Source organism: Nonomuraea sp. NPDC050786 (assembly GCF_040654115.1).
Taxonomy (GTDB): domain Bacteria; phylum Actinomycetota; class Actinomycetes; order Streptosporangiales; family Streptosporangiaceae; genus Nonomuraea.
Map to the genome: position 1 here is coordinate 1 of NZ_JBFAHJ010000077.1, position 1,496 is coordinate 1,496.

At 68.2% G+C, this 1,496-nt stretch carries 1 protein-coding gene; it reads left to right on the forward strand.

Translation table 11 applies throughout. The annotated features are described in order from the left end of the window. The first annotated feature begins 251 nt into the window (after nucleotides 1–251). The gene (locus AB0H84_RS53385; protein WP_357622477.1) at nucleotides 252–1,472 is read left to right on the forward strand and encodes an IS110 family transposase; all 1,221 of its coding nucleotides are present in this window, start codon (nucleotides 252–254) and stop codon (nucleotides 1,470–1,472) included. Nucleotides 1,473–1,496 lie beyond the last annotated feature (24 nt).

Consider the following 1,496-nt stretch of genomic DNA (forward strand, 5'->3'; position numbering starts at 1 on the left):
CGCTAATGGGAGCTACCGGGTCGGCTGATCGGGCAGACTCGGTGCCTGGTAGCCGCTGGTGAGTGAGCACTTCCAACCGCTGGACCGATTTTGAGTCCTGGGGTCAGACCGTGCCCTCACCCGTGGTCAGGGGTCTTGATCACTGATGGGATGTCGTGCCCGCCTTTCGGGGGCGTGAGCACTGGTCCATTAGCACGCCGACCGGCTCCTGTGGGCTACTTGATCGTGTAGTCGAGGGGTTGGAGGATCGGGTGCTGTTCGTCGGTGATGACTGGGCTGAGGACCATCACGACGTGGAGGTGCAGGACGAGCAGGGGCGGGCGGTCAAGCGGGCCCGGCTGCCCGAGGGCGCTGCCGGGGTGGCCCGGTTCCACGAGCTGGTCGCCTCGTTCCTGCCTGAGGACGCCGAGCCGGGCGAGGTGCTGGTGTGTATCGAGACCGACCGGGGGCCGTGGGTGCGCGCGCTGGTCGCGGCCGGATACCGGGTGTTCGGGGTGAACCCCAAGCAGGCCGCCCGGCACCGCGAGGTGATGGGCAACTCCGGGGCCAAGAGCGACAAGGCCGACGCGCACGCGCTGGCCGACATGGTGCGCACCCGCCGCCACCAGCTCCGCGAGGTCGCCGGCGACTCTGACGAGGCCGAGGCGGTCAAAGTCGTCGCCCGCGCGCATCAGACGATGATCTGGGAACGGACCCGTCACATGCTGCGGCTGCGCTCGGCGCTGCGGGACTACTTCCCCGCCGCGCTCGCGGCTTACAAGCCTCTCGGCCTCACCAGCACGGCCGTGCTCGCCTTGCTGGCCAAGGCCCCCACCCCGCGGGCTGCGGCGAGGCTGACCGTCACCCAGATCACCGCGGCGCTCAAGGGGCACCGCGACAAGCCCGCCAAGGCCGCCGCGATCCAGGCCGAACTCCGCACCGAGCACCTCGGGCAAAGCGACCTGGTCGCTTGCGCTTACGCGGCCACCGTGTCGGCGACCGTCGCTGTCCTGCAGACCCTCAACATCCAGATCAACGCCCTCGAACGGCAGGTCGAGGCCTATTTTGGCCAGCACCCGGACGCTGAGGTCCTCCTCAGCCAGCCCGGCATCGGCGCCATCCTCGGCGCCCGGGTGCTCGCGGAGTTCGGTGACGCGAAAGACCGCTACGCCAGTGCCAAGGCACGTAAGAACTATGCCGGGACCTCACCGATCACCCGGCAATCAGGCAAGTCCAAGACCGTCCACGCCCGGTTCATCCACAACGACCGGCTCATCGACGCTCTCCACATGCAGGCCAGCGCCGCAATCCTGCACGACCCGGCCGTCCGCGCCTATTACGACCAGCTCAAAGCCCGCGACGTCAGCCACAACGCCGCCCTCCGCCAGGTCGGCAACCGCCTGGTCGGCATCCTCCATGGGTGCCTGAAAACCCACACCACCTACAACCAAGCAACCGCATGGTCGCACCGGCAACACGACTTCGCCGCTTGACATTCCAGGTCCAGGGATGTCTGA